Here is a 24,591-nt window from a genome sequence, read left to right as displayed (position 1 = left end):
ATCAAGTTTTTGTCCATCATCAACCTAATGACGGACACTTTTTCATGATTCCATCGAGTTTTTGTCCATCATCGCCTTGATGACGGACACTTTTTCATGATTCCATCAAGTTTTTGTCCATCATCTTCCTAATGATGGACACTTTTTCCAGGATTCCGACTGATTTTTGTCCATCATCCCCTTTATGATGGTCGGTCCTCATAAAAACACAGCCTGGAAATCAAACTCCTGGCTGTTGCCATCCTACTTTATAAACGCCTTCACAACTCCAGCAGGAACCCACCTCTGCAATGACCGATATGCTCGTCCATTGATATAAAAGAAGTAGCTGACAGGGCCGGCGGTTTTGATCATTTCCCTGGCCAGCTTCCTGATCCGCTCCTGGCGCCTTACTTTTTCATCGGACAGGTAAACGCCGAGCAGCCCGCGATTAATTAGTTTGTGGAAGTTTCGATGCGGCAATCGAGCCGTGTGATGATCGGCATTTTCCACGAAGTGCCGGAGCCGCTCGAATAATGCTTCTTCATTTTCATAATAGAAGCAGAAGTTCAAATCGCCGCCTTCGCGGTCCTCCTCCTGGTCAATAAAATAATCGAGCAGGATGTGCAGCCCTTGTATGTATGGAAAATAGCCATTCCGGATACTGTCAGCATACTCTGGTGTGAAATCATTGCGAAGCGCGTAGCTCACTAGGCAAAAGATTCCGAGCGTCGAGCCGGTACAGGCAGAGAATTCATACCACTCCATGTCCGGAACCCCTTCTCGGTGGCCGTCGAACCATGTTTGCAGTCTCGGGACACGCTCTTTGACCTCAACATGCTTGTGAATCTGCAAATCACAGTAATAATCACATAGCTCCAGCAGATGGTGCTGAATCTCATGATAATGATCCAGCTCTCTAAGTACTTCTCGGCAAACGGTCACCAGCTCGATCAGATATCCGCCATCATTCTGGTCTTCCCGTTCGCGATAGTAATTTTTCAGCTGGCTGTCAAGAGTAAGGGCATCCGCCATTGATTCATGCAGCGCTGAAAAATCCGCGGGGTCCATGGACGTGCTGCGATCACAGAGATTGTCGAGATAATCGCTGATTGTCTGGTATGCGACAATGAACCGGATTGCTTGCTTATATTGTTTTTTCGCGGTCAGGCTTAAAATCGAACCACCCTCACAATGGAATGTCTTATGCTCGATACTGGCCAGCGCCTGTTTTCTTAATTCCGGATTGGGAATCTCCTCTGCCCTGCTTTTCCAGTAGGCAAGCTCACGGTGTACTTGAGGCAGGACTTGCCTGTATACACGGTACATCAAACTGATGGGCATTGATGGGATCATCATGCTGCAGCTTCACCCTCTCCATATCTAATACACATAACCAATCGCCTTCAGCTGACTGATGACAAAATCATGTGCATAATCAAAAACCTCTTCTCGTTCAGGTTCGTTGAACACTTCATGATAACACTTCGGCCATTCTTTATATCTTTTTTCCGACAAGGGAGCATTATTGAACCATTCCTTAACAGAACGTTTATCTACAATCTGATCATCGCCGCCTTGAACTAGCAAAGTCGGGACGTCCTGTACTTTGTCTATATTTTCAAAGGCCTGCTCCATTGCAGCCACCAGTTCGCGGTACCAGCGCACCGACACCTTGGTGATGTACAGTGAATCATTCGCGTCGACTGCCCTGACATCCTCATTCCTGGTGGCCATCTCGACTGACAGACCAGGTGAAATCCTGAAAGTCGGCACAATGACATTCAAGCCATGCGACAGCATATCCAGCATTTTCGAAGGATAATTCACCAAACCGAGGCAAGGCGATGACAAAATCAGCCCGGCAATTTCGACCCTCTCCTCCTGCAGCATGCGGATGGCAACGAGCCCGCCCATGCTATGGCCCAGCAAAAACACCGGGAGGTCAAAGTCATACGCAGCTTCAACCCACTCTTTCACTTCCATGATATATTCGTCAAATGAATCAATATGGCCACGGTTCGCCCTTGTCGTCATGCCCTGCCCAGGCAAATCACCCATTATGACATGAAATCCGGATGAGCGCCAGGCTTCAATCAGCCAGCCATACCGGCGATGATGCTCCAGCGCACCATGAATCATCACGATTACAGCCTTAGGATCCCCATCAGCTTCCCATTTCCACATGACCATTCCCCCACTCAAATACTTTTTCTTTCTTTAAAAGAACTATAATATATAATTAGTAAAAAATAAAAACGAAAGCATCAATAAATTATAGGAGTGTGCGCAATGATTTACCCTTACAAAGGAAAAACACCTAAAATAGCGGATTCCGCTTTTATTGCGGATTATGTAACGATTACCGGAGACGTTGAAATCGGCGAGGAATCGAGTGTCTGGTTCAACACCTCGATCCGCGGCGATGTCTCCCCTACCATTATTGGGAATAAAGTGAATATCCAGGATAACTCAGTCTTGCACCAGAGTCCGAACAATCCATTAATCCTCGAAGACGAAGTAACGGTCGGACATCAGGTCATCCTCCACAGCTGCATCATCAGAAAAAAAGCCTTAATTGGGATGGGCTCGATCATCCTTGACCAGGCTGAAATCGGAGAAGGTGCGTTTATCGGTGCCGGCAGCCTTGTTCCGCAGGGAAAGAAAATCCCGCCCAACACGCTTGCTTTTGGTCGTCCGGCAAAAGTCATCCGTGAATTGAATGAAGATGACATCCGCGATATGGAACGTATTTCCAGAGAATATGCTGAAAAAGGACAATACTATAAAAGTTTGCAACAAAGGTGAATGAATCTCTAAAAAAACTCCCTCACCAGTCCGATATTAAATAATATAATATACCCTTTTATTTTTGAAATATGCGGACGTGGTGATGGATGTGGAAAAACTGTATTTACCGCTTGCGGCAATCATACCTCTGCTGCTCTTGTTTTATCTGTTGATCCGAAAACAAAATAGCATGATGAAATCCATCCTGATGTTCCTGTTTGTTTTCACATCGATCCTCGGGGCTTTCCTGATGGAAAATGTGCAGGCTTCCCATGTTGCGAAAGCCGTTCAGTCAGTGAAAAGCTGGCTTGAAGAACCTGAACCGTCTGCCGAAAAGGCACCTGTGATCATCGAAAATGATGAACCTGATATTATCCCGATCAAAAAACAGGTAGTCCTTGACGCTCCAGTTATCTGGCAAATGCCAGAGCTCCCAAGAGGATGTGAGGTCACAAGTCTGGCCATGCTCCTGCAGCATCAAGGGGTTCAGGCTGACAAGCTGACACTCGCAAGAGAAGTGAAGAAAAACCCTGCCGAATATCGTCTCAGTGATGGCAAAATCTATTTTGGCGACCCGAATAAAGGGTTTGTCGGCAATATGTACACCTACACAGAACCTGGACTTGGAGTCTACCACAAGCCGATTGCCGACCTGGCAGAACAGTATCTTCCCGGCAAAATAAAAGATTTGACGGGCGCCGAATTACAAGAGCTGAAAATCCACCTGTCAGATGGCCGGCCGGTTTGGGTAATCACGAACACGGAATACAGAAAACTGGACGAAGGCTTTTTCCAGACATGGTACACGCCTGATGGGCCAGTAAAAGTAACCATGAAGGAGCATTCGGTCCTGATTACAGGCTATGATGAAAATTCCATTTACTTCAATGACCCATTAACGGGCGAAAAAAATAAAAAAGCACCCATGAAAGACTTCGTGGAAGCCTGGGTGCAAATGGGAAGGCAGGCCATTACCTACCTTCCCTGATTTTTAAGACTGCAATACTTTTTGAGCCTCATACTCCTTCTGGAAGGAGTATTTTTTTTCGACATACACATCATGCCACATCATGAACATCAATACCGTCCAGATTTTGCGGCTGTTATCCGCCTTGTTCTGGCAGTGGTCATCCAATAGCTTCAAAAGGTATGACTTATTGATGAGATGCTCTGTGTTGCTTTCCTTGATGATATTCTTTGCCCATTCATTCATTTCGTTCTTCAGCCAGTGGCGGATCGGCACCGGGAAGCCCAGCTTCTTGCGGGTTAACACGTGCTCAGGAACCACACCTTCAGCCGCTTTACGTAAGATATACTTTGTTGTATTATTAGCCGTCTTCAGGCTTGTAGGAATCTTCGAAGCTGTTTCGAAAACAATCTTATCCAGGAATGGTACACGAAGCTCCAGTGAATGAGCCATCGTCATTTTATCAGCCTTCAATAAAATGTCGCCGCGCATCCATGTATGGATATCGATATATTGCATCGTATCAACCGGGTCATATCCTCTGCTCTCTCTGTAAAGAGGCTTCGTGATATCCCTGTAATCGTACTGGCCGTTATATACGTGCAGCAGCTCGCTCTTCTCTTTTTCAGAGAACATCTTCGCATTTCCGATATAACGCTCTTGCATTGGTGTCACGCCGCGTTCAATGAAGCTTTTCCCCTTCATTCCCTCTGGCATCATTTTCGCGATGCCTTTGAGCATGACCTTCCCTGCCTGAGGGATTTTGTTGAACATCTCAAGATCCTGCGGTTCACGGTAGATATTATATCCGCCGAACAATTCATCCGCTCCTTCACCTGAAAGGACAACCGTTACATGCTTCCGCGCTTCACGGGCAACGAAATACAAAGGGATCGCTGCCGGGTCGGCAAGCGGGTCATCCATATGCCACATGATTTTCGGCAGTTCATCCATGTACTCCTGCGGGCTGATCACATAGCTGATGTTTTCGACACCAAGTCGATCAGCTGTTTCCTTCGCGACGTCAATTTCACTGAAGCCATTCTGTTCAAAACCAACAGAGAATGTCTTGATCCCAGGATGGTACTGTTTCGCAATCGACGCGATGATCGAAGAATCAATTCCGCCAGAAAGGAATGATCCAACTGGCACATCACTGCGCATGTGGATTTTTACGGATTCAAACAGGACGTCCCTGATCTCCTTCGTAAATTCATCCTCGGTTTTGTGGATTGGCGAAAAGCTCGCTTTCCAGTAACGCTTGATTTCCATCGGCGAACCGATTTTCTTTGTAAAATAATGCCCCGGCTCAAGCTTGTAAATGCCTTCGGACATTGTATTTGGTTCTGGAACGAACTGATATGTCAAATAATGCTGCAGTGCCTTGTAATCAAGGACATCGTTTTCCAGCGCAAGCAGGATACTCTTTTTCTCAGAACCAAAGAACGTACGGTCGCCATCTTCAAAATAGAAGAATGGCTTGATTCCGAAATGGTCACGCGCACCGTAAAGAACCTGCTCTTCTTTATCCCAGATGACAAATGCGAACATACCACGCAGCTTGTCGACAGCCTGCTCTTTAAGATGGCTGTAAAGAGCAATGATGACTTCAGTATCCGAGTGAGTTTCGAAGCTGAGCCCTTCTTCCATCAACTCTTCACGAAGCTCAAGATAATTGTAGATTTCCCCGTTGAAAATGATCCAGTAACGCTCATTTTCATAGGTCAATGGCTGATGACCAGCCTCGAGATCAATGATGCTCAGACGGCGGAAGCCGAATTGGATATGCTCATCATAGAAATATCCATCATCATCAGGACCGCGATGGGTGATGATGTCATTCATATTTTTAAACAGCTGCTTATCATCGCCGCTGAATTCTTGTGCATTCTCATGTACACAACCGATAAAGCCACACATTATGTACTTCACCTTCTCCATTTCAGAAAAAATTTAGTTTTGCGCTGATTTACGTTCAAAGCGCGATTTTTATAACAAAGAACCTAATAGAAATGATCTTCCTAAAAACATACCATCTAATACTATCATTAAACGCAATTTTTTTGCAGTAAAATCTAAGGGAAATTTAAGGTAATACTCTATTTTACACCTTTTGGACCATACACAAACCTGATGGGATTTTGAGTGTTCCCTGATTAGACGGCAAATAATAAAGGGAGTTACATATTTCTATGCAACTCCCTTTGTACTTTTTTATTTTCCTAGTGCTTGAGTGCGAAGTGTTTCAGCTTTGTCTGTACGTTCCCAAGGAAGGTCTACGTCAGAACGGCCGAAGTGTCCATAAGCAGCTGTCTGCTTGTAGATTGGCTTGCGCAGGTCAAGCATATTGATGATCCCAGCAGGACGAAGATCGAAATTGCTTTCTACAACGTCGATCAATACATCTTCGCTGACTTTGCCTGTTCCGAAAGTATCAACTGAAATCGATACCGGACGAGCAACACCGATTGCGTATGCAAGCTGAACTTCAACTTTTTCAGCAAGGCCGGCAGCTACGATGTTCTTGGCAACGTAACGTGCAGCGTATGCAGCTGAACGGTCAACTTTTGTTGGATCCTTACCAGAGAATGCGCCTCCGCCGTGGCGAGCGTATCCGCCGTAAGTATCAACGATGATCTTGCGACCAGTAAGACCTGCATCACCCTGTGGTCCGCCGATTACGAAACGGCCAGTTGGATTGATGAAGTATTTTGTGTTTTCGTCGATCAATTCTGCTGGAACAACAGGTTTGATGACATGTTCTTTAAGGTTGCGCTGGATTTGCTCGAGTGAAACTTCCGGGTGGTGCTGAGTTGAGATAACGATAGTATCGATACGGACTGGCTTGTCGTTCTCATCGTACTCTACTGTTACCTGAGTTTTTCCGTCTGGACGAAGGTATGGAAGGATTTCTTCCTTGCGCACTTCAGTCAGACGGCGGGAAATTTTGTGTGCTAATGAGATTGGAAGAGGCATAAGCTCTTTTGTCTCATTACATGCAAAACCAAACATTAAGCCTTGGTCCCCTGCACCAATTGCTTCGATTTCCTCATCTGACATTTGGCCTTCACGAGCTTCAAGAGCCTGGTCGACGCCCATCGCGATGTCTGCAGACTGCTCGTCGATAGAAGTCAAAACTGCGCAAGTTTCAGAGTCGAAACCATACTTCGCGCGAGTGTAGCCAATTTCCTTTACTGTTTCACGAACGATTTTCGGAATATCTACGTATGTAGATGTAGTGATTTCGCCTGCAACTAGTACAAGGCCTGTCGTAACTGATGTTTCAGCAGCAACACGTGCATTAGCATCTTTTGCAAGGATCGCATCCAAAATCGCGTCAGAAATCTGGTCGCAGATTTTATCCGGATGGCCTTCTGTTACTGATTCAGAAGTGAACAAACGGCGTTTGTTTGACATCTGAGTTCCTCCCTTATTTATAAAAATTGATCGAGGCTGTCCCAATACAGACCCCGGGTTGATACGGTACTCATTCCCTATGTAGTATGAAATAAACGCTGAGTTTTTATTAGAAAAATTTGTTTAGAGTTCATGGTGAATTTCTTTTTTCCTAATTTCACCCACGGGAGCAATGACACCTAAGAAGGCAGTCCAGCAGCATTTCCTGCATTGGACAGAAATAAGCAATATAAAAAACCTCTCCAATTACGAGGAAAGGTTTTTGCTTAAATCCGCGCCTTTCGCTCTTATCGTTCAAGGGCAGTTCCCTTGCGTCAGGTTAGCACCTTTGCCCGGAAAAAGATCAGCATTCCAAAGGCTGTTTTTTCACGTCTGCAGGTTGCTGGGTTTCATTGGGCCTGTCCCTCCACCAGCTCGGGATAAGAGAGTATCCGTTCAAGTCCAAATCATAACGAAACTATAATTGCATGTCAATGGTTTTCTCGGTAATTTTGTCGATTGTTGTTGAAAGTTTTTTTGGAAAATAAAGTCGATTGTTGTTGAAAGTTTTTTTGTGAAAAAAAGCGCCTGAAAAGCATCCTTTTCGCTTGACTATATAAAGAAAGAATTATATAACGCAAGTTAGGTACAAGGTAATTTTTCGAGTCATTAGTATAGATTAATTAAACAAATGTGTTATACTAATATCGATATGTAAACACTTACAAATTATTAATCTTTTAAAAAAGGAAGGTATTCTCCGATGAATGTTGTAGGAATATCAAATGAACTTTCAGCTTTATTAAAAGGAAGCAATGTACAGGTGCAGTTATCCGTTCCCCAGCTTGTTGAAAAAGTCCTGAACCGGAACGAAGGGCTTCTGACTTCAACTGGTGCAGTCAGAGCGACTACTGGTAAATATACGGGCCGTTCACCTAAAGATAAATTCATTGTCGAAGAAGAGTCCGTGAAGGATAAAATTGATTGGGGTTCTGTCAACCAGCCGATATCCGAGGAATCTTTTACAAAACTATATAACAAGGTATTGAATTTCCTTAAAGAAAAAGAAGAAGTATTCGTATTCAAAGGATTCGCGGGTGCCGACAAGAAATACCAGCTTCCGATCCAGGTCATTAACGAATACGCCTGGCACAACCTTTTCGCACATCAATTGTTCATCCGCCCAACGGAGGAAGAGCTTGTTGACCACGAATCTGAATTCACGGTCATCTCTGCACCGACTTTCAAAGCGGATCCCGAGGTTGATGGAACGAATTCCGAAACATTCATCATCGTTTCCTTTGAACAGCGGGTCGTGTTGATCGGCGGAACAGAATATGCGGGTGAAATGAAAAAATCGATTTTCTCTGTGATGAACTACCTGCTTCCTGAAAACGGCATCCTTTCCATGCATTGCTCTGCAAACGTCGGACGCGAAGGTGATGTTGCCTTGTTCTTCGGCTTATCCGGAACTGGAAAGACCACTCTGTCAGCTGATAACAATCGCCGTTTGATTGGTGATGATGAGCATGGCTGGTCAGCTAATGGTGTTTTCAACATCGAAGGCGGCTGCTACGCGAAGTGCATCAACTTATCGAAGGAAAAAGAACCGCAGATTTATGATGCGATCCGCTTCGGATCTGTTCTTGAAAATGTCGTGATCGATGATGAAACCCGCGTTGCGGATTATGATGATGGCAGCCTGACTGAAAATACTCGTGCAGCTTATCCGATCCAGGCGATCGATAACATCGTGGACCCTAGCATTGCCGGTCATCCAAACGCAATCGTATTCCTGACTGCTGATGCTTTCGGAGTATTGCCTCCAATCGCCAAGCTTACGAAGGAACAGGCTATGTACCATTTCTTGAGCGGATATACATCAAAGCTCGCTGGAACTGAGCGCGGCATCACTTCACCGCAGGCAACGTTCTCGACTTGCTTCGGCTCACCTTTCCTTCCGCTTGCAGCAACAAGATACGCGGAAATGCTCGGTGAAAAAATCGACGAGCACAATGCGAAGGTCTTCCTAGTGAACACAGGTTGGACAGGCGGGGAGTATGGCACAGGCAGCCGCATGAAGCTGGCTTACACACGCGCCATGGTCCAGGCAGCTCTTGAAGGAGAACTGAACAATGTCGAAACCGTCAAAGACGAAATCTTCGGCCTGGATATCCCTGCACATGTACCTGGTGTACCTGACGATGTCCTCCAGCCAGTCAAGACATGGAATGACAAAGAAGCATACTACGCAAAAGCAAACGAACTCGCAGGCAAGTTCCGCGAAAACTTCAAAAAGTTCACAAACGTACCATCCGTGATCGAAGAAAAAGGCGGACCGACAGCGAAATAATTAGAAAAGCGGAAGCGCCTTGGTCAGCGCCGACAAGCGCTGGAAGGCCGACCGGGTGAAGTCGTTCTTTGACTTCATTGGGCGGACTGAAGCGACTCGAGGGGCTAGGCGCTGTAGCTGGACAATTCTCAAAGTAAAATCTATCCTTTCTTATTGCAACAATGAGGCCATTTCCGATTGGAAATGGCCTCATTGTTGCAATTCATACTAATTACTTCTATTTCTTAATGCTTCCCTGTCAACATTTTGTGGAGGCTGTTCCATCCATCTGTTATTAATCATTATTTTAATTCCGTCATTTGCATATTGAAGGATTTCAGTCACAAGTCTTGTGTAATGTCCGCCTATATCTTTTCTTAGGCTCGCTCCAATTGCAGTTCCGTACCCGCCAACACTGATAGCACTTAAACTGTTGGTTTGAAACATCATTAGCTTATCTGAAAAAGGCGGGACAATTGATTGGGATATCGCTGAATCCCAGGTACTTGGGAGCGGAACTCCATCTTGTAATAATATTTCTCTAAATACAGTCTCATGCTTAGCGGCTATTTCTGTACCTCTTTCCATAAATTTTCGTACCTCTGGTGATTGGGCTGTTTGAGAAAAACCAGCCAAAAATGTTCTGCCAATCGAATTTGTCTCTGTATTTTTAGATATATGAGCCAGTTCCACTGCGGTTAGTGGCCGATGTCTTCCAATTAAACTAGATAAAAATGATTCATCCTGCAGATATTCTGCTTTCTCCATTGGAGGTATTGTTGGCGAGCGTACGAATGTACCTTTTTTAAGAAGTAAGTCACATGATTCATTATAAAGTTTCATAAATATCTCAGAAGTCTTCGAAAATAATTCTCTTACATCATTCCTTGCCAATACTTCCAGAAATGCTGCTGATGCAACAGTTCCTGCCGAAGCCATATATTTAATATATCGCAAAGTGAAAAGATCTGAATACACTCGGCCTGCCTCTAGATTTACGTCCTCCTGAGTAAAACCGATAGGCAGAGCATGTTGGTCTTTTTCGAAAATCGATTTGACTTGATCCGCAACAAATTTGCAGTTTGATAATGCAGTATTTAAGATTTCCGTCATTGAGGTATCTTCATTTACCTTTGCAAAATGCTGAACAATACAGTGAGCCATTGAATTCTGCATATACGCTCCCCACATTGCCGCAACCTCTGATGAAGTCAATTGAGGGTTATGTTCCATTTTCATTCATAACTCCTTTTTTCCTTATTTTTGCACTAAAAAAGAGATAATATTCTTTGATAACTATTCAGCTATTTTAAGTACTGTTATTAAAGAGTTTAAACTCAAATAATGACTGTAAAGAAAAAAACAGAGCACAATATGTGCCCTGCTTAGTTGGTGGAGTTTAAGGATATTAATTGATACGTAAGGGTTGTGGTGTTTTCTGTCCACTCGACTTTCTTGATGACACCTGTTCCTGTAAGGTCACCTTCGATTGTCTTTTTGACTTCTAGCGGAATGTCAACTGGATAAAGCCTGTAGCCTTCCTTTTTTAAAGAGAAGAAGTTGTCTTCGAGCCTTTCTTCCCGGCCCTTTGTCACAATCATCGTATTAAACTCTAATGGCATCCCCATGATTTTCGCTCCTCTACACTAATAACTTCACATTCATTTTATCATTGTTGTGGCAGCAATTTCATCCAATTCGTTAAATCGGTGACCACTTTACGGTTCATCACCGGCGGGAAATAGTGTGTATATTCATCAAAGTACCAGCTTTCCACAGGCTTTTCCAACTCTTTTAACCGTTTTTCCAGCCGGTATGAATGCTCAGCTGATACATTGCGGTCATTGCGGCCGTGGATGAGCAGCACTGGTGCCTTGAGGTTTTCAATTTCGTACAAAGGTGTCCTGAATTTATATCTGCTTGGCACCTTTTTCGGCGACCCGCCGATTACCCTTTTCATCATCCTGCGCAAATCCTTCCTTTCCACATACGTTAAAAACATATCTGTAACACCGCCCCAAGTCACGACCGATGCTGTCTCCGGAAATTGAATGGCCGTCAGCAAAGCCATCAACCCACCGCGTGAAAATCCAAAGATATGAACCTTTCCCACGCCTGGCAAGGATTGAAGCAGCTTGAATCCGGCGAATGCATCAATCCGATCGTCACCTCCGAAGTCCTCATCCCCTTCACCCCCCTGGTTCCCCCTGTAAAAAGGAGCGAAAACCGTGAATCCTTCAGACGCAAATTGCGCAATCCGTGCGGGGCGTACCTTGCCTACATTTTTGATTCCGCCACGCAGATACAAAAATCCTTCTGTACCGCTTCCGTCAACTGGCCTGGCCAGAAGACCCTTGACCCGCAACCCGCCTGCATAATAGGTGACCATTTCCAGCTCGACGGCCGGATTGGGGGAAGGAAATTTATAAGCTGAGATTATTTGCCCGTCATATTCCAAAGTAAACACTCCTCTTATATGGATTTTTCCAAATTTGGTTCCTGGGCATTCACACATTTTTAGGTGATTCATACGATACTGTAAGCCCAAATTAAGACAGATTTTTAGGAGGCATCATTATGAAAAAATGGTTCAAAGCTGGTTTTGCTTTATTTTTGATTGCAGTACTTATTATACCTCTAGCTGCCTGCGGTCAAGACAAGGTACAGACTGTCAAAGTTGCAGAGGTAACACGTTCAATCTTCTATGCTCCTCAATATGTTGCCCTTGAAAAGGGATTTTTTGAGGAAGAGGGATTGAAAGTTGAATTAACGACAACATGGGGCGGCGACAAGACCATGACAGCCGTACTCTCTAATGCAGCAGATATCGGCCTCGTCGGTTCTGAGACATCGATCTATGTTTATGCCCAGGGATCAAATGATCCGGTCATCAACTTTGCCCAGCTGACGCAAACCGATGGCACCTTCCTCGTTTCCAGAGAAAAAATCGATGATTTTTCATGGGATCAGTTAAAGGGAGCTACCTATCTCGGCCAGCGTACAGGCGGGATGCCGCAAATGGTCGGTGAATTCGTCCTCAAGAAGCATGACATCGATCCAAAGGCAGATTTAGAGATGATCCAAAATATTGATTACGCGAATATACCTAATGCCTTCGCTTCCGGAACTGGAGACTTCGTCCAGCTATTTGAACCGCAGGCCAGCATGTTTGAATTAGAGGGCATAGGCCATATCGTCGCTTCTTTCGGAACCGAGTCCGGTCATGTACCATATACCACATTTATGGCCAAACAAAGCTACATGAAGAAAAACCCGGAGACAATCGAGAAATTCACCCGCGCAGTCTATAAGGCCCAGAAGTGGGTGGAATCACACAGTGCAAAAGAAACAGCGGAGATCATCCAGCCATATTTTAAGGATACAGATTTGTCACTGATTGAAACAGTTGTTGATCGATACAAGAGTCAGGGATCATTCGCAACTGACCCGATTCTAGATGAAGAGGAATGGGAAAACCTGCAGGACATCATGGATGAAGCAGGGGAACTTCCTGAGGAAGTCAGCCATGACACCTTAGTCAACACAGAGGTGGCAGAAGAAATCATGAAATAACAGGAGGTTGCAGCCAATGGACTTTTTGACATTAACAGGGATTCAGCACACTTATTTCACACAAACAACCGCTGTCAATGCTTTGAATAATATTTCACTCGATGTCCAGGAAGGTGAGTTCGTTTCCTTCCTGGGTCCGAGCGGCTGCGGCAAAACAACGTTGCTTTCGATCATCGCCGGGCTGATTGAGCCTACTGATGGACTGGTAAAACTGGCAGGAAAATCAGTCAAGGAGTCTGCAAATCAAACCGGATATATGCTGCAGCAGGATTATTTATTTCCTTGGAAAACAATTGAGGAAAATATCTTTCTTGGCTTGAAGATTAGCGGAACTATGGAAGCTTCAAAAAAGGATGAGGTTTTATCGCTGCTAAGGCAAATGGGTTTGGAAAATGTAGAAAAGCATTATCCAAAACAGCTTTCCGGCGGAATGCGCCAGCGTGTGGCACTGGTAAGGACACTGGCAACAGAACCGAAGCTGCTCATGCTCGACGAACCTTTCTCCGCATTGGACTATCAAACGAAATTGAAACTTGAAGACCTGGTTTCTAATACATTCAAGACTTTCGGAAAAACCGCGATTCTCGTCACCCATGATATCGGGGAAGCAATCGCAATGAGCGACCGGATCTTCCTGTTTTCGCCAAGACCAGGCCGTTTGCATAGAACTTTTACCATTCCGGAGGAGCTGCGGAACCTAAGTCCATTCGAGGCAAGAAACCACCCTTTGTACAATGAACTATTCCAGAAGATATGGAAGGAGTTGGAATCAATTGAACCAGAAGAACACTGAACTCCTCCATCAACAATACCTGAAAAAGCTAAGCCGCGAGCGGAAAACCGTCCGAGTCTACCAACTGCTGATTTTCATTGCCTTTTTTGCCCTTTGGGAAATCTCAAGCCAGCAAAAATGGATTGACCCGCTGCTTTTCAGTTCCCCGTCAAAAATCTGGAATATGTTAATTGAGAAAACGATGGATGGGTCATTAGCTGTTAACCTTGGAGTGACACTGGCGGAAACCGTACTGGGATTTATCCTGGGAACACTGGCCGGCACGATATTGGCCGCTCTTTTATGGTGGTCGCCGATGCTGTCAAAAATTCTTGACCCATATCTTGTTATCCTGAATTCAATGCCAAAGGTCGCGCTGGGTCCAATACTCATCGTAGCCCTTGGCACTAATATGACGTCGATCATAGCGATGGGCGCGATTATCTCCGTGATCATCACGACAATCGTAGTGTATACGGCTTTCAAAGAGGTTGACCCGAACTACCTGAAAGTGCTGCAGACATTCGGAGCAACAAGGACACAGTGTTTTCGGGAAGCTATCCTTCCAGCCTCCTTCCCGACTATTATTTCTACGTTGAAAGTGAATGTCGGCCTGAGCTGGGTAGGTGTTATTGTTGGAGAATTCCTCGTTTCGGCACGTGGTCTTGGATATATGATCATCTATGGATTCCAAGTTTTCAACTTCACGCTCGTCTTTTTGTCACTGCTCGTCATTGCTTTGTTTGCCACCGTGATGTATCAGCTCGTCGAACTGCTTGAAAAGAAACTGATTAAAAGCAATCAGTAACGAAGCCGGAATAAGATGTCCGGCTTCTCTTTATTTCCTCAGTAAGCAGCTTATTTAGAGTAAGTAGCGGCAGCGCCAATAAAGTTGTGAACTCCGCCAATAAAATCTGATTTTCGCCAATATCCAGTTTCAGGGGTTATACCTACAGTCAAATCCGATGCAAATTAATCACATAAGAATAAAAAAAGCGGCGAATCCGCCACTTTCACAACTTTTTCTGCAAAAATCTCAGACTATGCTTCATCACATCGTCCTTCATGATAAAACTGTACTCGTCCTTCATTCTTTCCACCAGCATATCGCCAGTTACAAGGACCGGTCCGGCAGTTTCCAAGTAATCATCTTTTGGCTCGATTTTTTCTGCTTCACCGTAAAAGATTCTTTTAACAAACGAACCCTCTTTATCACTCACCTGATACTCCCCAATGCTCACTAACCTGGCTAAGGCTGCGCCAGTCTCCTCCATGACCTCACGGCGAGCTGCGTCCTCCAGCGTTTCCCCTTTTTCCACTTTGCCGCCGGGGAACTCAAGACCTCTGACTCTATGTTTGGTCAAAAGCCATTTGCCTTGATATATACAGATGACCAGCACGTGGCGTGCACTTTTTTCAAAGGCATTTTCCTGAAAGGATAAGTTAACCTCTCCACCGTTCATGTCTTTAAATTTCATCATGAAAACTCCCTGCCTAAATTCATAACCTAATTATATAGAAAACCAGAAAATGAATAAACCGCAGACATCTGCCTGCGGCTGCTCTATTTTTCAGGAAGGATCCCCATGCTTTCAATATGGTTCTTGGCTTCTTCATCGCCGAGATTATAGATCATTTCATATGTCTGGATCAGCTGTCTGTCGAGGGCATCATTTTCACGGTCATAATGGTATTGTACATATGGGACGTGCGCCCTCATGAAATTCTGCCAGCCTGTGGAATGGCTCTGATCGAATATTTCCCTCAATGCGGTGATTTCCTCATCATTTGCCTCAATTTTAAAATTCCATGGAGATGCAGTTGAATCGCTTGAAATATGGCCTTCACTGATGTTGATATAATATGTTTTTTTGCCTTCTGGCATGTGCCTCACCTCATGGATATCGTTCCCTGCGTCTATATTCGTTTATACTGAATATCTATAAAATAAATAATTTTTTCTGCCCTCCAAATTACTCTTAAAGTTGTCAGTATGTTAAAATTAGACCAAATATAGATATAAGCAACCCACTACCCCAATAGGAAAATACTTCAATTCCAAGGCATATTTTTTCCGATGGAGGGTATTTAATAAGTATAAGGAATTATGGACGATTAAGAAGGAGAGGTGAAATTCATGAAACTGATTGATGAGCTATACGAACTGTACCGCAATAAATTGACCGGTGATGAAGAGGATATCGATATGCTCGCTTTTGCCTTCCTTGAAGAAATGAGCCGTGAAGACTTGTTGAAGATCATCCAGGACCTTGATAAACAGGAGCTATATGATTTGATGGGCCTTTATTTGATTGAGAGCTTGAAAGGAAAGTTTGCCCAGGACGATTTCGGCGCGCGCTCTGTTAATTCATATCCTTCCAGGAATGTGCACTAACCTTTATAATAACCATACATATAAACCGGCTGCGGCCGGTTTTTCTTTTTGTCTTGATTTCCTATAACATTGAAAAAAACTGGCCGTTTTTTCGGCCAGTTCTCCTTTTATCCAAGATAAGCTTTGAACATCCACATATGTTTGCGCAGGCTCATTTTCACTTCTGTCAGCATATCGGCTGTAGCTGTGTCTTCTGCGTTTTCCGCAAGTTCAATTGCACTATGGAGCTCGTCCACGATTGTAGCAAAATCATCGTGCAATTGTTGGACCATTTCTTCTTCATTTTCAGACCCTGTTGCTTCTTTAACTGATGATAGTTCAAGATATTCCTTAAGCGTTGCAACAGGCTTTCCTTCTAATGCGAGAATTCTTTCGGCGAATTCATCAATGATTGTCGCAGCTTCGTTATAAAGCTCTTCGAATTTCGTATGGAGTGTAAAGAAATGACGGCCTTTCACATACCAGTGATAGTTATGAAGCTTTGTGTAAAGTACCGTCCAGTTTGCAACCTGCTTATTCACTGCTTGGATTAAATCTGTTTGTGCCATTAAATTTCATCCTCCCTTTCAGTCATAGTATATATTCCCCTTCCAGCTTTATAAAAAACATGATGGCAGCAACTTTTTTCCTATCGCTGAAAAGAACATGCTACAATAATTTTGAAGCAAAGGAGGCCTTTTTATGTATACCGTTTTGATTATCTCAGTCATTATCGTTATCATTGTTTTAATATTAAGCGTAGTCACTACTTCGAAGGCTTATCAGTTTAAACATACTGTCGATCCGATTGATAGAAGTAACGCCCATGAGGATTCTACTGATGCATCTGAGGAAAAAAAATAAAGGAGCTGCTCTCAGCTCCTTTTTAGGATTAAAGAAGGGATGAACCACCATGCTAAAAAAAGCATTCATCGGCATCATACGTTTTTATCAGGTTGTCATTTCTCCATTGAAGCCGCCTACATGCCGATTTTACCCGACATGCTCCCATTACGGGCTTGAAGCGATCAAAAGGTTTGGTCCCTTCAAAGGCGGATGGCTGACGATTGTACGCATCCTTAAATGCCAGCCGTTTCATCCAGGAGGCATGGACCCGGTACCGGAAGAGTGGCCATCAAAGAAGAACGCTAAAGCTCATAACCATTAAATTTACTTTTGGTATCCATCGATGACTTGATCAAGCCTTCCCGTTGAAGGATCGATTACAAGGCCATGGACCGGAACATCCTTAGGCATCAAGGGATGGTTTCTTACGATTTCAACACTGTGGGCAACGCTGTCCTTTACGTTCTCGAAACCGTGAAGCCATTCCTTCACGTCTATACCTGAGTAATTCAATGTATTCAACATGTCATCGCTGACTCCGCGCCGCTTCATTTCCTCAATCATACCATCTGGCTTCATCCCGCTCATACCGCAGTCGTAATGGCCAATGATCGCCACTTCCTCCGCCTGCAGCTGGTAAACCGCGACAAGCAGACTTCTCATGATACTTCCAAACGGATGCATGATCAGCGCACCGGCATTCTTGACAATTTTCACATCACCATTGCGAATATTCAAAGCTCTCGGCAACAGTTCAACAAGCCTTGTATCCATACAAGTTAAAATGACCATCTTTTTATTTGGAAACTTAGTAGTGGTGAATTCTTCATATTTTTTCTCTGCTACGAACTTTTCATTGAAATCAAGAATTTCATCAAGCATTCTCATTGTTATCATTCTCCTTTTAAACATTCTCTTTCTAATAGAATACCGTAAATTGAATATGAACCAAAATGTTTTACTTGATTTTGCTCCAATCCTTTTGTATGATACAGAAGGTAAATCGTAACCATTACGAATTAATATTTTTTCCTTATGACAAGAAAACTAATAACAAATAAAATTTATTTTCTAAATCGTAATGAGTCCGTTTTGACTAACAGGAGGCATATATGAAAAAAACTGCAATTATTTTATCTCTATTTATGGTCATTGCTGCTTTTCTAAGCGGTTGTGGTCAGGATGCTGCTAATCAAGAGAAGAACGATGATTTGCTTCAAGTCTATACCACGGTTTATCCACTCCAGTTTTTCGCACAGCAAATTGGCGGTGAATATGTAAAAGTTGAAACCATCTACCCACCGGGAGCGGATGAGCATACATTCGAGCCTTCCCAAAAAGATATGATGGCACTGGCAGACGCAGACTTATTTTTCTATATCGGTCTGGGCCTTGAGGGATTTGTTGATAAAGCCAGCAAAACACTTAAAAACGAGGATGTAAAAATGGTTCCGGTTGGTGAATCTTTGCATCTTGATGAAAATGACGAACATCAGGACGAGGCGCACAATGAGGATGGCTCGGCTGAAGAAGGACATGACGAGGAAGAGCATGCTGATGAGAATGCGCATGATGAGGAAAACCATGCAGATGAGGATGATCATGGTCATGGAGACTTCGATCCGCATGTATGGCTTGACCCGATTTATGCAAACGAGCTGGCCCTTGCAATCAAAGAACAGTTAGCAGCTCAGATGCCTGAGCGTAAAGATACCTTTGAACAAAATTATACTGAGCTGACTGCTCAATTGAAGGATCTTGACCAGGAATTTTCTAAGGTTATTGGTTCAGCCAAGCGCAATGAAATCCTGGTTTCACACTCGGCCTTCAGTTATTGGGAGGAGCGTTACGGAATCCAGCAAATTAGCATTTCTGGCCAATCAACGACAAATGAGCCATCGCAAAAAGAGCTTCAAAAATTGATTTCACATGCGAAAGAAGAAAAGATTAAATATGTTTTGAACGAACAAAACTTTAATTCCAAGCTGGCCAAAATGGTCCAGGAAGAGATTGGAGCAAAATCGCTGACACTCCACAATCTTTCTGTATTGACCGACGAGGATATTAAAAATAATGAAACCTATTTTACCTTGATGGAAAAAAATATTGCTACCCTTGGAAAAGCATTGAATGAATAACACACAGTCGCCTCCCTTTTTGGGAGGCGTTTTTTAGCTTCCTGATTTTAGCTGGAATCACCAGGCACTTTTCGCTGCATGCTAAGCTTGTATCAACCAAAAAGGAGTGGTACAGCTATGGCAAAAGATGTATTATGCGAAGTCAACAACTGTCATTATTGGAAAGACGGAAACCTTTGCAGCGCTGACAAGATATATGTCGTCAGCCATGTAGGAGAGCAAGCCGACAATAGCCGTGAAACAGACTGCAAAACGTTTGAGGCTTTAAGTTAATTTTTCAGACCGGGTACCAGCCCGGTCTTATTTCTGATTACCTAATCAGAAACCAATACACAAAGATGATTCCCAGGTCACTCAATACATGCCCGATGATGGCTGCTGTGATGGAACCAGTTTTTTCTCTGATATAGCCCCAAAACATGCCTGCAACGAAGACTGGCACGGCTGCAACGACACCGTACATACCATCGAAAATCGGAATCACCGAGAGCAAATGGTATAACGTATAAAAAGCAGCTGTCATCAATATTGCATACTTGGCTGTTCCTTCTTTTCTCAGCTTCTCAAATATAAAACCTCTCCAATAGAATTCTTCCAAAATTGGATTAGCCACCAACAGGACCAGAACGAGCCAAATCTCACCCTTTGCAGAAAAACCCCATTCCAAAAGCAGCACCCTAAGCTGGTCAATATCCAGAAGATAAACATGCAGCCAATTTAACCCTCCAAAAATGAAAAGGAAAAACAGCAGTCCGCTCCCCAAGCCCAACATAACAGACTTACTTGTCGTTTTGAACCTTTCCAGGGGAACTCCGCCAACAAGCAAAGGCACAGCTAAAAGCCAGCTATAGAAAAGCATAAACGTAATAATTACATTCTCCAGCACTTGAAGCCCGATGAAAATCATGAGCGTCGGCCCAAGCAACAGTAAAAGTCTTTTCATGTCCACCTACCCCAGTCCTGCTTGCTTCTCTTTGTTATCATTGAGCGGCTGCAAAAAAGTGTCGACAATCGCATTGAATTCCTGATGTGACCTGGGCGGCAGCTGATGTGTACCATTCTTTATATAGACTACCTGTGTTTGCGGAGCTTTTTTTTGAAAAGGTATGCGGTAGCGGTGCATCGGCTTTTCCAGGGAGCCGTATATTAGTAGAACAGGCATATCCAACTTAGAAAGCTGGCTGGTGGAATCATAATGAAGCCCAGATTTTATATACTCATACGAACGCTGGGCATCTGATTGCCTGGCTAACTCAAAGATCTCGTTTTCATCCTCCGGATCCCATTTGTGAAACTTTGCCTGCCATTTTGCAGCAAGAGACACTTGGCCGAATTTAACCATAATCTGCACTAGCTTAATGATAAGCTTTGGGATAAAGGTTTCAATCTTTGAAAACCCGCCAGACAAGATTAATGCTTCTGAGCGTTCAGGATACTTCAATGCAAATTCCTGGGCAACCAATCCGCCATGAGAATAGCCGCAGAGCACAGCTTTCTCAATACCTATCTCGTCCAGCAAAATCTTTAAATCATCTGCAAGTGCCGCAATGCTTGCCGATTTATTCCCCTTCGAACTTCGCCCATGCCCGGCCAGGTCGAAAAAGATGGTCTTGTAGCGATGTGACAGAGCCTCCTGATACTTAAAAACATTGTGTCCCATCACAAAAGGATGGATGAACACAACAGGCAGTCCTTCACCTTTTATATGATAGTAAAGCGAGAGAGAATCGTCGATTTTGGCATATGGCATAAAAAGCTTCACCCCTTATGCTGCCTATACCCGAATATATGATTGGTTAAAAGGATTTAATATTAAGGCCCTGTCACGCGAATTTATGTGCAGAATATCTTAAATTGTTTCCCGCCTCTTTAACTCCTCCAGCTCTTGGGTGATTCTATCTGTGTCAATCCGATTGAATAATGGTTCTACATTATCTAATTCAAAAGACTTCACTAATATAGGACCCCAGCTTTGGTCCGTTAGTTGCAGCATATGTTTAATCTTTTCACTTGAAAAAGGAAGGAATGGCGTCAGGATATTGGCCAGGTTCGCAATGATATATACGCAATCTGCAAGTGTCTGCTTGCATGCTTCAGCATTTTCATGAACCTGCTTCCATGGCTGTTTGTTATCGAAATATTTATTCGAATACCTCACTAATTCAAACACCTTTTCCAGTGCCTTTTTAAAACTGGCGCTTTCAATACTCCGCCCTGCTTCTGCGTATAGCAGATCCACTTTGTCTACTACTTCTTTGGTAATCTCCTTTTCCGGAAGAACACCATCAAATGTTTTTTGTATAAATTTCATGGTCCGATTCACAAAGTTCCCATAAGCGCCCAACAGTTCACTATTGTGACTATAGATGAACTCCTTCCATGAAAAATCTGCGTCCCGGCTTTCCGGTGCATTGATGGTCAAAAAATAGCGAATGGAATCAGGGTCATATTTTTCTATGATACCCGGTACCCAGACTGCCCAATTTCTGCTAGTGGACAATTTTTTCTTTTCCAAGGTGAGATATTCATTTGAAACGATGTGGGCAGGCAATGCATCGATATCAAGTCCTTTAAGAATTCCGGGCCAAATGATGGAATGGAACGGGATATTATCTTTACCGTGAACATAATAGGACTTAGCGGCGGAATTCCAAAACGCTGCGTCATCCTGTCCTTTTTCTTCAGCCCAGAGCTTGCTTGCTGTGTAATAACCCGACACCGCCTCGATCCACACATAAATTTTCTTATCTTCATAGCCCTTAACAGGCACACTTACCCCATTAGACAGATCCCTTGAAACCGCCCGATCCTGAAGGCCTTCATGCAGGTACCTCTTAGTCAACGAAATGGCATTCTCTCTCCAGAGTTCATTCTGTTCAGCATTCTCTGTATACCTCTCCAATTCGCCTTGAAGCGAGTTTAATGCAAAATAAAAATGCTCCGTTGTTCTCGTCGTCGGCGGATTGCCGCATATTTTGCACCTTCTCTCCAGTAAATCGAGCGGCTCCAGTACGTTTGAGCAATAATCGCATTGATCACCTCGCGCGTTCGCCCCGCACTTCGGACAGATGCCCTCAACATAACGGTCAGGCAAGAACTGTTGATCCTGTTCACAATACGTCTGCTCAATTTCCTTTTTGTAGATCAACCCTTTATCAAGCAGCTTAAGAAAGATTTCCTGTACGATTTTATGGTGGTGTACCGTATCGGTTCTTGTGTAGATGTCATAAGAGAAACCCAATTTTGTAAAACTATCCGTGAACTCGCGGTGGTACCTGTCAGCAATTTCTTTTGGTGACACACCTTCCTGCTTTGCTCTAATGGCAATGGGAGTTCCATTGCAGTCACTGCCTGACACATATAAAACCTGTTCTCCTTTTAAACGGTAATACCTAGCTAAAATATCCCCCGGAAGCAGACTCGAAATATGCCCCAGATGCAGCGAACCATTGGCATACGCCCATGCTCCTCCGATAAAAATACTCATTTTAAAAACCTCCTTATGATATTGGAATAAGAACTTAAAAAACAAAAAACCCCGCCCTTAACTGCAATAGTTAAGGACGAGGTTTGGAATCCCACGTGTTACCACCTTATTTCGCAAACGGCTCACACCATTTGCCTCATCAAGTACGGAGCATGTAATGCCTGCTCTTATACTGTGACATTGATAACGAGTGCCAAATCTCGCCGTATCCTACTTATGACAAAAAAGCATGTTCAGGACGGAGCTCAGAGACCATTTTTCAAGTGACTGTCTTTGCTTCTTTTCAGCTGCCGAAGCTCTCTGTAAAAAACAGGATCACTCTACTTTTTCTCTTCATTGCTTTTAAAAAGTTTTTAATCAGTATTTTATTCAGATTTTTCCAGGAAGTCAACATCCTTTTTAAAAAAATAAATATCCCTTTACTAAACTATTGGAGTGCAGAACGTGAAAAGGCGACATAAATGGCATGCTACATCACATACGATGTAGCATCCCATTCTCATTGATATACCAAGGTTTATCCATTTCATCATAAGAATTAACACTGTAAATAGCACACTGATTAGCACCACAGAATGGTCATTAACACTGTTAGTTTTTATGCTAAAATACTAACAAATTTATTCGACTATCTCCTTCATGACATTCAATATATGAGTTCCTAATACATCAAATTTAGTAATTTACATGGTAAAATTATGAAGAAGCTTATTCAACTATCGGAGTTTAGTTGAATAAGGAATACCACTTTATATTGGAATTATCCATTAAAATAAGAACTAATTAAAAACATACCCCTCAAAAATGAGGGGTATATATTATTTATCTTGTGCAAGTTCTTTTCTATCAGGAGCAAGCGGCGGTTGTTCTAACCACTTGTTTTTCACCATAAGATCGAACCAATTTTTGGTGATTCCTAGTACTTTTAGGACTGCTTTTTCATAAGCTACAGCTAGGTCTGTTCGCATGGATCCTGCTAGACCTGTCCCGTAATATACTTGTGCAGTTTGAGCCAAGAAACCCATATGATACAATATTAATTTATCTGAAAAAGGAGAGTCTTTTGACGTTGTAACCTCTGATTCCCATGACATTGGAATGGGTAAATTATCCGTTTGCATAATTTTTGCAAGCGCTTGTAGGTTTTCATCTGCGGTTTTTCCTAAATCCTCAAGAAACTTTCTTACTTCTTTCGATTCTGTGACTTGACTGAAACCGATTGAAAGAGCCTTTGCCATAACGCCTTTTTTAATGTTGAGAGAAATACTGATTATTTCTGTAGCAGATAAAACTCTCCCTTTTCCAAAGAATCCATCAGTAAAATTTTTGGTAAAAATAATGTCAGGGCTATCGGTAGGATAGAAATAGGGGTCTCTTTGGAATTTCCCTTTTTCAAGCAGTAACTCAATGGTTAAATCGTACATGCTTTTTGCATCATTATCACATGAATTGTAAAATTCCCGTAGGTCCTTTCTGACAGAAACACTTAAAGCAGTTGTATGTCCCAATAAACCATGTATAGTCATAATATGTAAATAATTTAAGCAGAATGTGTCAGAAAACAATCTCTTTGCACCTTTATTAAGGTCAGATTCAGTAAATCCAATCGGAACCGGAAATCCATCTTTCTCAATGAATGAAACAATCTGCTTCTTTTGCTTTTCCCATGTCTCAATTGCAATTTGAAAAACTTTTTTTATTGATTCGTCTTCTAAAATAGAAATCATATACCTATTTACTATTTCGGCCATTGTTCCGTTTACATACTCCCCCCATAGTGTTCCTATTTCGGAAGATGTAAGTTTTAAATGATCAGTTTCCATTTGTTCTCACCTCTTCAGTATTTTTTACTAATACAGAAATAGGTATACATTTCTTTGGACTTAAACCATTTAGATGATTAGTTGAATAGTTTCTTGTTGAACTAACAGGTGCGT

At 43.1% G+C, this 24,591-nt stretch carries 26 protein-coding genes, 1 riboswitch and 1 other annotated feature; of the genes, 11 read left to right on the top strand and 15 right to left on the bottom strand.

What is annotated here, in order from left to right; all coding sequences use genetic code 11:
- Nucleotides 1–243 precede the first annotated feature (243 nt).
- Both J7I80_RS19655 and J7I80_RS19650 read right to left on the bottom strand, forming a co-directional pair.
- Nucleotides 244–1,338, bottom strand: a complete 1,095-nt coding sequence (locus J7I80_RS19655) for a tetraprenyl-beta-curcumene synthase family protein (RefSeq protein WP_214740581.1) — start codon at nucleotides 1,336–1,338, stop codon at nucleotides 244–246.
- 24 nt (nucleotides 1,339–1,362) lie between these two features.
- On the bottom strand, nucleotides 1,363–2,166 hold the full coding sequence (locus J7I80_RS19650; RefSeq protein ID WP_214740580.1) for an alpha/beta hydrolase: 804 nt from the start codon (nucleotides 2,164–2,166) through the stop codon (nucleotides 1,363–1,365).
- 105 nt (nucleotides 2,167–2,271) lie between these two features.
- Here J7I80_RS19650 and J7I80_RS19645 point away from each other — a divergent pair, with 105 nt between their 5' ends.
- Complete coding sequence (locus J7I80_RS19645) at nucleotides 2,272–2,787, top strand: gamma carbonic anhydrase (protein ID WP_192473430.1); 516 nt, start codon at nucleotides 2,272–2,274, stop codon at nucleotides 2,785–2,787.
- Nucleotides 2,788–2,872: 85 nt separating this feature from the next.
- On the top strand, nucleotides 2,873–3,757 hold the full coding sequence (locus J7I80_RS19640; protein ID WP_214740578.1) for a C39 family peptidase: 885 nt from the start codon (nucleotides 2,873–2,875) through the stop codon (nucleotides 3,755–3,757).
- Between the two features lie 3 nt (nucleotides 3,758–3,760).
- Here the strand turns inward: J7I80_RS19640 and asnB are convergent, their stop codons facing one another.
- Nucleotides 3,761–5,656 (bottom strand): asparagine synthase (glutamine-hydrolyzing), encoded by a 1,896-nt coding sequence (gene asnB / locus J7I80_RS19635; protein ID WP_214740576.1) that lies wholly within the window; start codon nucleotides 5,654–5,656, stop codon nucleotides 3,761–3,763.
- Between the two features lie 294 nt (nucleotides 5,657–5,950).
- Nucleotides 5,951–7,153: a methionine adenosyltransferase gene (gene metK / locus J7I80_RS19630; RefSeq protein ID WP_214740574.1), complete on the bottom strand. Its 1,203-nt coding sequence runs from the start codon at nucleotides 7,151–7,153 to the stop codon at nucleotides 5,951–5,953.
- Nucleotides 7,154–7,437: 284 nt separating this feature from the next.
- Nucleotides 7,438–7,579, bottom strand: a riboswitch (SAM riboswitch).
- Nucleotides 7,580–7,895: 316 nt separating this feature from the next.
- Here metK and pckA point away from each other — a divergent pair.
- Nucleotides 7,896–9,485, top strand: coding sequence for a phosphoenolpyruvate carboxykinase (ATP) (pckA, locus tag J7I80_RS19625; RefSeq protein ID WP_214740572.1), 1,590 nt, complete (start codon nucleotides 7,896–7,898; stop codon nucleotides 9,483–9,485).
- Nucleotides 9,486–9,692: 207 nt separating this feature from the next.
- Here the strand turns inward: pckA and J7I80_RS19620 are convergent, their stop codons facing one another.
- From J7I80_RS19620 to J7I80_RS19610, 3 genes are all read right to left on the bottom strand, one after another.
- Entirely contained in the window at nucleotides 9,693–10,703 is a 1,011-nt protein-coding gene (locus tag J7I80_RS19620; RefSeq protein WP_251027869.1) for a DUF3231 family protein, read from the bottom strand.
- A gap of 146 nt (nucleotides 10,704–10,849) precedes the next feature.
- Complete coding sequence (locus J7I80_RS19615; RefSeq protein WP_214740570.1) at nucleotides 10,850–11,092, bottom strand: DUF2584 domain-containing protein; 243 nt, start codon at nucleotides 11,090–11,092, stop codon at nucleotides 10,850–10,852.
- Nucleotides 11,093–11,133: 41 nt separating this feature from the next.
- Entirely contained in the window at nucleotides 11,134–11,922 is a 789-nt protein-coding gene (locus tag J7I80_RS19610) for an alpha/beta hydrolase family protein (protein WP_251027868.1), read from the bottom strand.
- Nucleotides 11,923–12,041: 119 nt separating this feature from the next.
- On the opposite strand from J7I80_RS19610, the gene J7I80_RS19605 reads away from it, so the two are divergent.
- From J7I80_RS19605 to J7I80_RS19595, 3 genes are read left to right on the top strand one after another with little or no spacing between them, the layout of a single operon-like run.
- Entirely contained in the window at nucleotides 12,042–13,037 is a 996-nt protein-coding gene (locus J7I80_RS19605) for an ABC transporter substrate-binding protein (RefSeq protein WP_214740568.1), read from the top strand.
- Nucleotides 13,038–13,053: 16 nt separating this feature from the next.
- Entirely contained in the window at nucleotides 13,054–13,830 is a 777-nt protein-coding gene (locus J7I80_RS19600) for an ABC transporter ATP-binding protein (protein ID WP_214740566.1), read from the top strand.
- Nucleotides 13,772–14,617 (top strand): ABC transporter permease, encoded by an 846-nt coding sequence (locus J7I80_RS19595; RefSeq protein WP_214740564.1) that lies wholly within the window; start codon nucleotides 13,772–13,774, stop codon nucleotides 14,615–14,617. The genes J7I80_RS19600 and J7I80_RS19595 overlap by 59 nt, the downstream gene beginning before the upstream one ends.
- A 205-nt stretch (nucleotides 14,618–14,822) precedes the next feature.
- Here J7I80_RS19595 and ytkD read toward each other — a convergent pair whose 3' ends face one another.
- On the bottom strand, nucleotides 14,823–15,287 hold the full coding sequence (gene ytkD, locus J7I80_RS19590; protein WP_353050140.1) for an RNA deprotection pyrophosphohydrolase: 465 nt from the start codon (nucleotides 15,285–15,287) through the stop codon (nucleotides 14,823–14,825).
- Nucleotides 15,288–15,373: 86 nt separating this feature from the next.
- Nucleotides 15,374–15,694: a hydrolase gene (locus J7I80_RS19585; protein ID WP_214740560.1), complete on the bottom strand. Its 321-nt coding sequence runs from the start codon at nucleotides 15,692–15,694 to the stop codon at nucleotides 15,374–15,376.
- 252 nt (nucleotides 15,695–15,946) lie between these two features.
- Between J7I80_RS19585 and J7I80_RS19580 the strand changes: the two genes are divergently transcribed.
- On the top strand, nucleotides 15,947–16,204 hold the full coding sequence (locus tag J7I80_RS19580; RefSeq protein ID WP_023626881.1) for a DUF6154 family protein: 258 nt from the start codon (nucleotides 15,947–15,949) through the stop codon (nucleotides 16,202–16,204).
- Nucleotides 16,205–16,311: 107 nt separating this feature from the next.
- Here the strand turns inward: J7I80_RS19580 and J7I80_RS19575 are convergent, their stop codons facing one another.
- On the bottom strand, nucleotides 16,312–16,752 hold the full coding sequence (locus tag J7I80_RS19575; protein ID WP_214740558.1) for a Dps family protein: 441 nt from the start codon (nucleotides 16,750–16,752) through the stop codon (nucleotides 16,312–16,314).
- A 133-nt stretch (nucleotides 16,753–16,885) separates the two neighbouring features.
- Here J7I80_RS19575 and ytzI point away from each other — a divergent pair, with 133 nt between their 5' ends.
- The gene (gene ytzI, locus J7I80_RS19570; protein WP_214740556.1) at nucleotides 16,886–17,047 is read left to right on the top strand and encodes a YtzI protein; all 162 of its coding nucleotides are present in this window, start codon (nucleotides 16,886–16,888) and stop codon (nucleotides 17,045–17,047) included.
- A gap of 49 nt (nucleotides 17,048–17,096) precedes the next feature.
- Complete coding sequence (gene yidD / locus J7I80_RS19565; RefSeq protein ID WP_041968034.1) at nucleotides 17,097–17,351, top strand: membrane protein insertion efficiency factor YidD; 255 nt, start codon at nucleotides 17,097–17,099, stop codon at nucleotides 17,349–17,351.
- Nucleotides 17,352–17,353: 2 nt separating this feature from the next.
- Here yidD and J7I80_RS19560 read toward each other — a convergent pair whose 3' ends face one another.
- Nucleotides 17,354–17,917, bottom strand: a complete 564-nt coding sequence (locus tag J7I80_RS19560; protein ID WP_214740554.1) for a beta-class carbonic anhydrase — start codon at nucleotides 17,915–17,917, stop codon at nucleotides 17,354–17,356.
- 224 nt (nucleotides 17,918–18,141) lie between these two features.
- Here J7I80_RS19560 and J7I80_RS19555 point away from each other — a divergent pair, with 224 nt between their 5' ends.
- Complete coding sequence (locus J7I80_RS19555) at nucleotides 18,142–19,167, top strand: metal ABC transporter solute-binding protein, Zn/Mn family (protein ID WP_214740552.1); 1,026 nt, start codon at nucleotides 18,142–18,144, stop codon at nucleotides 19,165–19,167.
- A 117-nt stretch (nucleotides 19,168–19,284) separates the two neighbouring features.
- Nucleotides 19,285–19,440 (top strand): DUF1540 domain-containing protein, encoded by a 156-nt coding sequence (locus J7I80_RS19550; RefSeq protein WP_214740550.1) that lies wholly within the window; start codon nucleotides 19,285–19,287, stop codon nucleotides 19,438–19,440.
- Nucleotides 19,441–19,477: 37 nt separating this feature from the next.
- On the opposite strand, the gene J7I80_RS19545 is transcribed toward J7I80_RS19550, so the two are convergent.
- From J7I80_RS19545 to J7I80_RS19530, 4 genes are all read right to left on the bottom strand, one after another.
- Nucleotides 19,478–20,110, bottom strand: a complete 633-nt coding sequence (locus J7I80_RS19545) for a CPBP family intramembrane glutamic endopeptidase (protein WP_214740548.1) — start codon at nucleotides 20,108–20,110, stop codon at nucleotides 19,478–19,480.
- Nucleotides 20,111–20,116: 6 nt separating this feature from the next.
- A complete protein-coding gene (locus J7I80_RS19540) occupies nucleotides 20,117–20,917 on the bottom strand; it encodes an alpha/beta fold hydrolase (protein ID WP_214740546.1) in 801 nt (266 codons plus the stop codon).
- Between the two features lie 99 nt (nucleotides 20,918–21,016).
- Nucleotides 21,017–22,654 carry a methionine--tRNA ligase gene (gene metG, locus J7I80_RS19535; RefSeq protein WP_214740544.1) on the bottom strand — a complete coding sequence of 546 codons (1,638 nt, stop codon included), beginning with the start codon at nucleotides 22,652–22,654 and terminating at the stop codon, nucleotides 21,017–21,019.
- 69 nt (nucleotides 22,655–22,723) lie between these two features.
- Nucleotides 22,724–23,000 (bottom strand) — a binding site (T-box leader).
- Between the two features lie 472 nt (nucleotides 23,001–23,472).
- Nucleotides 23,473–24,477, bottom strand: coding sequence for a DUF3231 family protein (locus J7I80_RS19530; protein WP_214740542.1), 1,005 nt, complete (start codon nucleotides 24,475–24,477; stop codon nucleotides 23,473–23,475).
- Nucleotides 24,478–24,591 lie beyond the last annotated feature (114 nt).

Origin of the sequence: Bacillus sp. ISL-41 (assembly GCF_018613235.1) — a bacterium.
In the GTDB taxonomy this organism is placed as follows: Bacteria; Bacillota; Bacilli; order Bacillales; family Cytobacillaceae; genus Mesobacillus.
The sequence above is the reverse complement of the archived record's forward strand: the minus strand, read 5'-3'. Positions and strand labels throughout refer to the sequence as shown.